Annotated in this window: 7 protein-coding genes; all 7 read right to left on the reverse strand. The window is 43.8% G+C overall.

The features are described 5' to 3' along the window. A partial coding sequence (locus ACJ751_RS15350) for a hypothetical protein (protein ID WP_407746381.1) occupies nucleotides 1-186 on the reverse strand: 186 nt, incomplete at its 3' end. Nucleotides 187-377: 191 nt separating this feature from the next. Further along, complete coding sequence (locus tag ACJ751_RS15355) at nucleotides 378-1,550, reverse strand: glycosyltransferase family 4 protein (RefSeq protein ID WP_407746382.1); 1,173 nt, start codon at nucleotides 1,548-1,550, stop codon at nucleotides 378-380. Beyond that, nucleotides 1,547-3,016 (reverse strand): oligosaccharide flippase family protein, encoded by a 1,470-nt coding sequence (locus ACJ751_RS15360; protein WP_407746383.1) that lies wholly within the window; start codon nucleotides 3,014-3,016, stop codon nucleotides 1,547-1,549. The genes ACJ751_RS15355 and ACJ751_RS15360 overlap by 4 nt, the downstream gene beginning before the upstream one ends. Next, nucleotides 2,976-4,301, reverse strand: a complete 1,326-nt coding sequence (locus ACJ751_RS15365; protein ID WP_407746384.1) for an O-antigen ligase family protein — start codon at nucleotides 4,299-4,301, stop codon at nucleotides 2,976-2,978. The genes ACJ751_RS15360 and ACJ751_RS15365 overlap by 41 nt, the downstream gene beginning before the upstream one ends. Nucleotides 4,302-4,327: 26 nt before the next feature. After that, nucleotides 4,328-5,425: a GDP-mannose 4,6-dehydratase gene (gene gmd / locus ACJ751_RS15370; protein ID WP_407746385.1), complete on the reverse strand. Its 1,098-nt coding sequence runs from the start codon at nucleotides 5,423-5,425 to the stop codon at nucleotides 4,328-4,330. A 21-nt stretch (nucleotides 5,426-5,446) separates the two neighbouring features. Next, nucleotides 5,447-5,995, reverse strand: a complete 549-nt coding sequence (locus ACJ751_RS15375; RefSeq protein WP_407746386.1) for a UpxY family transcription antiterminator — start codon at nucleotides 5,993-5,995, stop codon at nucleotides 5,447-5,449. 176 nt (nucleotides 5,996-6,171) lie between these two features. Then, nucleotides 6,172-6,816: tyrosine-protein kinase family protein (locus tag ACJ751_RS15380; RefSeq protein ID WP_407746387.1), on the reverse strand; the 645-nt coding region annotated here is incomplete at its 5' end.

A 6,816-nucleotide genomic window follows, 5' to 3' on the forward strand; every position in this document is an offset into this window, starting at 1 on the left:
AATGTGCAGGTTTGGCAACTCCAGTTTTTGTAATTCTTCATCGGTTGCTTCCCTGTCTTCTACGTTAGTTAAACACCATACATCATACCCTTGCAATGCCAGGTTCAACGCCCAGCTGCAGCCGTTGCCTGGTTCGCTACCTCTTATGGGCGAGCAGGCATAAGCGCTTAATAATACTTTCTTCATGAGAATATTGTTGTTTGCTTAGCCTCCCCCCGGCCCCCTCCGGTGGAGGGGGAGGAATACAGCCTCGCGTCATTATTCAACCTGTTCAACTTTTTAACTCGTCAATCCGTTGTCAACTCTATCAACCCTATCAACTTTTTCAACTCGTTAACTTGTTAACTCGTCAACTGGTCAACTTGTCAACTGGTCAACTATGAAGCATAGGCATGTAATAATATTTCTGAATTCCTATCCCACATATCCTCCGCCTGTGCAATTTTGATATTTTGCGCCAGTTGTTTATAATGGTCGTTACGTAATGCAAAGCATATACCCTCAGCCAGTTTCTTTGGATCATTGGGTGGAACCAGCAATCCATTCACATTTTCCCTGATAAATTCGGGGAATGAACCCACCTTTGTGGCGATCACCGGGGTATTCAATCCAAAGGCTGTCATCAGCACCCCGCTTTGAGTAGCGTCTTTATAGGGGCAAACAATAAATTTTGCTTCCTGTATCAAGATCGCCAACTCATCGTTGGGTATGTGTTTATCGAGTATCGTGATATTATTCCTGTATTTGTTTACAATTTCATCATCGATATCAAAGCCATGCACTGCTTTTCCCGCTATTACTAATTGCTCATTGGGGAACTCTTTAAATACTGTTGGCATGGCATTTAACAGATCATCGATGCCTTTGTAGGGCGATAAGCGGCCAAAGAAAAGAATATATTTCTTTTGCACCTGATCTGCAGGCTTCACCAGCTTTTTCAAAAAACTATATGGACTCATTTGCAGCACCATTGCCTTATGCTGCTTTTGTTTTTTATAATGCTCCTCAAATTGTTGTTTGGCAAACTGAGAGTAGAACAGGTATTTCTTTTTTCCGGGTATGCCGAACATGAAAGTGCGGGGCAGGGTTACCTTCCAGCTGTCTTCTCCGGTGTGCGGCACCGGATCGTGAATGGTGATACAAACATTCTTGAATGCTTTCAGGTAGAACAACATACCTATAGTACGCAAACCGAAGGTCTCAAAATGAAGAATATCGGGTTTAAACTGTTTGATATATTTCCAGGTGTCGAAGGATGCCTGCAGCGTGCTATAGGAGAAACCTGTTCTATGCGGATGCATCACAAAATGTACGCTGCCTACTCCGCTAAAATATGGTTTCAGGTTCTCATAACACCGTTGGGTCAATATTTCTTCTGGCTTAACCAGTGTTTTCCTTTCAGGGAATTTATCGATCTCCAGCACGGTCAGGTTTTTGCCATGCGGCGTTAATTCAATCAACACATGTAATTGTACATGCTTCTTCAACACATTGATCAATTCAATGGAGACATCTAAAAAAGCAACCTGCATGTAATACACTACTGTCATGGTAAACTATTTTCTGGTTTTGTATTGGCCGGGAGCTGAAAACTGGCAACCGGTAATTTTAAAAAAGCTAAGCCCAGCAGGAGCCAGTACCCTGCGAATAATACCACCGGCGGAAATTTCATTGATAACAATACATATATACCCGCCAGCGAACCGGTGAGCAAATAGAACTTGAGTACATGCCCCATAGTGACCATTCCCCTTCGCAGCAACAACACATCCTGACAAATATGAAAGATCAGGAAGGAGAAAAAGATAGCCAGGTTTACTGTAGTAAGGTTTTTTGCAAACAGAAATCCCGTAAAACAAAAGATTATATTCAAGATCAGGCTAACCACATTAAACCACATATCGGCCCGTTCCATATTCATCGCCACCAGTACATTCGCCTGTAACAAAGCGGTAGGGAATATCAGGATGGTCAGAAACATTTCTTTCGTAAATGCCCCGGTGCCATTGTAGGTGCTGCCAAATGCCCAGGGAATTAACACATCGGCAAATGAATACATAAAGGTGTAGGCAAACAGGCCAAACAGTAAGTAGTAGTTAAATACTTTTTTGTAATAATTTCCGAAGTCCTGCCGGGTGCCGGTTTTAAAATGCTGCACCAGCGCCGGGAAAACCGACATGGAAACGATCAGTGGCAGGATCTGCGCTATGGCAAATACCCGGAACGAGATCTCGAAATTGGCCACATCTGCCAATGACAGTGTTTTTGAAATAATGATATTGGAAATGCGCCAATAAGCGATGGACACACTGCCAATGATGATAAAAGGCCAGTTGGCAAAGACGATCTTTTTTACTTCACTTCGCGCCAGCGGGTAACGAAATAACGACCGCAGGCTGATGGTCTTGGAAGAACCAAAAGCCAGGAAAAAGTTAAGCGTAATAAACCGAACGCCAATCAGCAACAGGCATAAGGTCATAATGGAAAATGGAAAAAGAAATAGCAGGCAACCGATCGCAAACCTGAGCACCGAATCGATGATCAGGATAATAAATGTTTTATTTTGATTGAACTCGGCAATGTTCAACGATTTGATGGCATAAATGATGTTATCGAAAATGATGTTTACTCCCAGTAAAACGATCAGGTATTGCAGCACCGGTTCGCTGTACAACAGGAATGCAACAGCAATGCTTAACACGTAAAAGAATACACCGCTGTATAACTGTATTTTTACAAACCGGCTAACCAGTTCCTGTTTATCGGTGATGTCAACCAGTTCCCGGGTGAACCACTGGCCCAACCCCATGGTTGAAATGGCTGCCAGGAACTGATAAATAGTATTGGCTATTAAGAAAAAGGCAAATTCATTGGTAGTGTATTTACGCGCTACAATCACAAAGAACAGGCTGAGCAATACGCTTTGCAGGCCATTGGCCGCAATGCCCCAGAAACTGTTTTTTATTAACCGCGACTTAAACAGGCTGCCCGTTAACTTCATCAGGTTGTTCTTCATCAACAATTTTTGAACGATTAGATAAATAGATCAGGAATGAACACAGGCATACCAGCACGATCAGGTTCCTGCGATCAGTGATGGAATACAACGACACAAACGACACCAGCCAGCTTATTATAGGGGCTATCAATAACAATACGCGCGCATCGGCTTGCTTTTTCACCCAGGCCCGCATGGCGCCTACTGCAGATCCTATTATGAGTACGAATGCCACTAAAAATGCCGGACCTCCAAATTCGGTGAGTATTTTCAAATATCCATTCTCGGGCTGGTCAAGAAAGATGATCTCATCTTCCAGGATCAGGTATTGGTCCTGCGAGTACCTGGATACATAATCCTGGTAGTTACCGATGCCAATACCCAGGAATGGATGTGCTTTATAGATCTCATAGGCTTCCTTCCAGATGCTGGCCCTGAAATCTAAAGAATTATTGATATCATCATCCCGGTTGAATACAACGAGCGAGTGGGAGAAAATAGCGATCAGGATACCACCAGCCAAACAACCTGCAATGATGTACTTTTTATATTGCATGCCGGCAAACACCAACAGGAAAAACACGCCGGCGCTTAGCCCAATAAAGGCCGAGCGGCCACCGGTCAGGAACATAGCCGCTGTCACCGATAAAAAAAGTACCAGATTTATAAATGCCGGCCGTTTTACATTCTTGTTGTTCAGCAGGAACAAAAAGCTGAGCATAGCCAGGAACTGCCCATATTTCTGTGAATCGTGGAAATAACTGGGGTATCGGATACCGTTGGCATCCTTTGTATTCTGGTTCAGTTCTGTATACAGTTTGAAGTCGAGCCCCACTACCAGTTGTACGGCCAGGAACGCCATGGACAATAAACAGGCAAACTGCAGCCCTTTTATCATTTTATTGATGAATTGGTCATCCTGTATACACTCCACCATCAACAGGCGGGCGTAAATAAATATTGGGAACACCGATAAAAGGGACAGCAGGGAATTGGTGATGAACGATGAAGTAAGGCTGCCCAACAGCAGCAGGAAGATCAACGTACAAAAGCCACCAAAGTAAAACCTGTTCGGTTTATAGATGCTTAAAAAATCCTTGTACCGCCAAAACAGCATTACATAGGAGAATGCATCAAACAAGGTTAAGCTTCCAAATTGCCAGGGCGTAACCTTGAAATCTATCAGCGGCAACACGTACACCATATACAAGAGATAGGTGCGCCGGGGTTGCTTGCTGAGTAGTACTAAAACTACAAAAACCAGGATTGCTGCGGCGGTTAAAACCACCATCAGAGATTTCATATCTTATAGTTGTGGAGATCAATTGATCAACTGATCAAATGTTCAAATTGTACTTTACCTGCCTGTTCAAATTCCAGCACATCATTGGCTACCATTTCTTTTACCAGCATCTGCAGGTCGTATTTGGGTTCCCATCCCAATTTTGTTTTTGCTTTAGTTGCATCGCCTATTAACAACTCCACTTCCGTAGGCCGGAAGTATTCCGGATCCACAGATACTACCTGTTTGCCAATTTCCAATTGGTAACTGTCATTGGTACAGGCCACCACTACCCCTTTTTCTTTCACGCCTTCGCCGGTAAATTCTATCGTTATACCCAACTCGGCAAACGCCATTCTTACAAACTCCCGTACGGGTGTGGTTATACCGGTGGCAATCACAAAATCTTCGGGTTTGTCCTGTTGTAAAATGCGCCACATGGCTTCCACATAATCCTTTGCATGTCCCCAGTCGCGTTGTGCATTCAGGTTGCCCAGGTACAGGCAATCCTGCAAGCCCAGCCCAATAGCCGCTACCGCACGGGTAATTTTACGGGTAACAAAAGTTTCACCGCGCAATGGGCTTTCATGGTTGAATAAAATTCCATTGCAGGCGTACATGCCATAGGCTTCGCGATAGTTTACTGTGATCCAGTAAGCGTATAATTTGGCTACGGCGTAAGGACTGCGTGGATAAAAAGGCGTTGTTTCCTTCTGCGGCACTTCCTGCACCAGTCCGTATAATTCAGAAGTAGAGGCCTGGTAGATCCGGGTCTTTTTTTCAAGTCCCAGTATTCTTAAGGCTTCCAATAACCGCAGGGTGCCGATACCATCGGCATTGGCTGTATATTCAGGCGTATCAAAGCTCACCTTTACGTGGCTCATGGCCGCCAGGTTATAGATCTCATCAGGTTGTGTTTCCTGAATAATGCGAATAAGGTTGGTGCTATCGGTCATATCGCCATAATGCAGGCGAAAACGAACTTCTTTTTCGTGCGGGTCCTGGTACAGGTGATCGATACGATGGGTATTGATCAGCGATGAACGCCTTTTTATACCATGTACCATATAACCTTTTTCCAATAATAATTCCGCCAGGTACGCACCGTCCTGACCATTAACACCGGTGATAAGCGCTGTTTTCATGTTTTTTATTAAGGGTCTTATTTATTTAAAAAGTGCATTATAAAAATAGTTGTCTCTGTACGAGGTAGAGATAGGTATAACTTCCACATTGGTCTTTTCCACTTCTGCAGTAAGCGCATATCCGAGCGTAGGCAGATGTACTTTCACTGTTTTGCTTCTTACTTCTATTACATCGCCCTCACGCGCCATTAACGGACCACTGGAAATGCGTACGCGGTCGTGCGTGTTTACGTGGATCTTTTCCAGTTGTATATCATGGTATTCATCCAGAAATTGCTTTACCGCTTCTATTTCTTCATCGCGGATAACAGCCGGTTGTCCCAGCCAGTATACGAAATTGAGAATGCCATCTGTTTGTTTTATGGCCAGATGCTCCTGAGGAGTAGTATGAACAAAAACATATGAGGTGAACAAAGGCTCCAGTACTAATTTTTTTCTATCGGCCCATTGACGAACTATTTTGTTCAAAGGACAATAACTCTCAATGTGCTTTTTTACCAGCAGATCGGCTACCTTCTTTTCCCAACGTGGCCGTGTATATACGGCATACCATTTCTTATTCGCTTCCATATGCTTCTTTAATTTTGAGTCTTGAGTTACAAACAGGCTCCGCCCAACTCAGTTACAGGGCCCGTAACCGGCAATTAATTTTCAACTTGTTGTACTGTCGCTGTAATTCCTGAGAGAGGTTTGTAGGGGTGGTCACCCTTTTGAGGATGCCCCACCCTTACCCCCTGATGTTGATCTTATATAGGCTTAAATGAATTCTTTTTACTTCTTTTTTCTTTGTATACATATCCGTCTCCATAACCATAGCCGTAGCCATAATGGTGTTTACCAAAGCCGCGGGGACGGATGCCATTAAACACAATGGCCATATTCTTCAGGATATTCACTTTACTGTTCTTATCGATCTGTTCAACCAGCACTTTTGGAGTATGTCGGTGCCTGATAATATATAAGGTAGCGTCGCATAAAGGCGATATAATGTACGCATCTGTTACCGGGGCAACCGGCGCCGAATCGATGATAATGTAATCAAAGATGGCATCGAGGTAATTTAATAACTCGGGCAGCCTGTTACTCATTAATAATTCGGTTGGATTTCCCGACAATGGCCCCGCAGGAATAAAGAATAAATTATCATTTAGCTCCGTGCGTTTGATGATCTCTTCCGGTTCGCGGGTACCCAGCAAATAACTTGACATACCTACTTCCCTGTCTACGCCCATGTTCTCGCTAATGGCCGGACTATGCAGGTCCATTTCCAACAACACCACTTTTTTTCCGGTCAATGCCATGCTCAGTGCGAGATTGGTAGCAATAAAACTTTTCCCTTCACCCGAAATACCTGAAGTAACCAGTACTTTTTTATGCGTGGTATTTACACC

The organism is Niastella sp., assembly GCF_045805085.1.
Taxonomy (GTDB): Bacteria; Bacteroidota; Bacteroidia; order Chitinophagales; family Chitinophagaceae; genus Niastella.

Coding starts and splice junctions, on each gene's coding strand:
- ACJ751_RS15355 (WP_407746382.1), bottom strand. CDS start 1,550: ATGACAGTAGTGTATTACATGCAGGTTGCTTTTTTAGATGTCTCCATT.
- ACJ751_RS15360 (WP_407746383.1), bottom strand. CDS start 3,016: ATGAAGAACAACCTGATGAAGTTAACGGGCAGCCTGTTTAAGTCGCGG.
- ACJ751_RS15365 (WP_407746384.1), bottom strand. CDS start 4,301: ATGAAATCTCTGATGGTGGTTTTAACCGCCGCAGCAATCCTGGTTTTT.
- gmd (WP_407746385.1), bottom strand. CDS start 5,425: ATGAAAACAGCGCTTATCACCGGTGTTAATGGTCAGGACGGTGCGTAC.
- ACJ751_RS15375 (WP_407746386.1), bottom strand. CDS start 5,995: ATGGAAGCGAATAAGAAATGGTATGCCGTATATACACGGCCACGTTGG.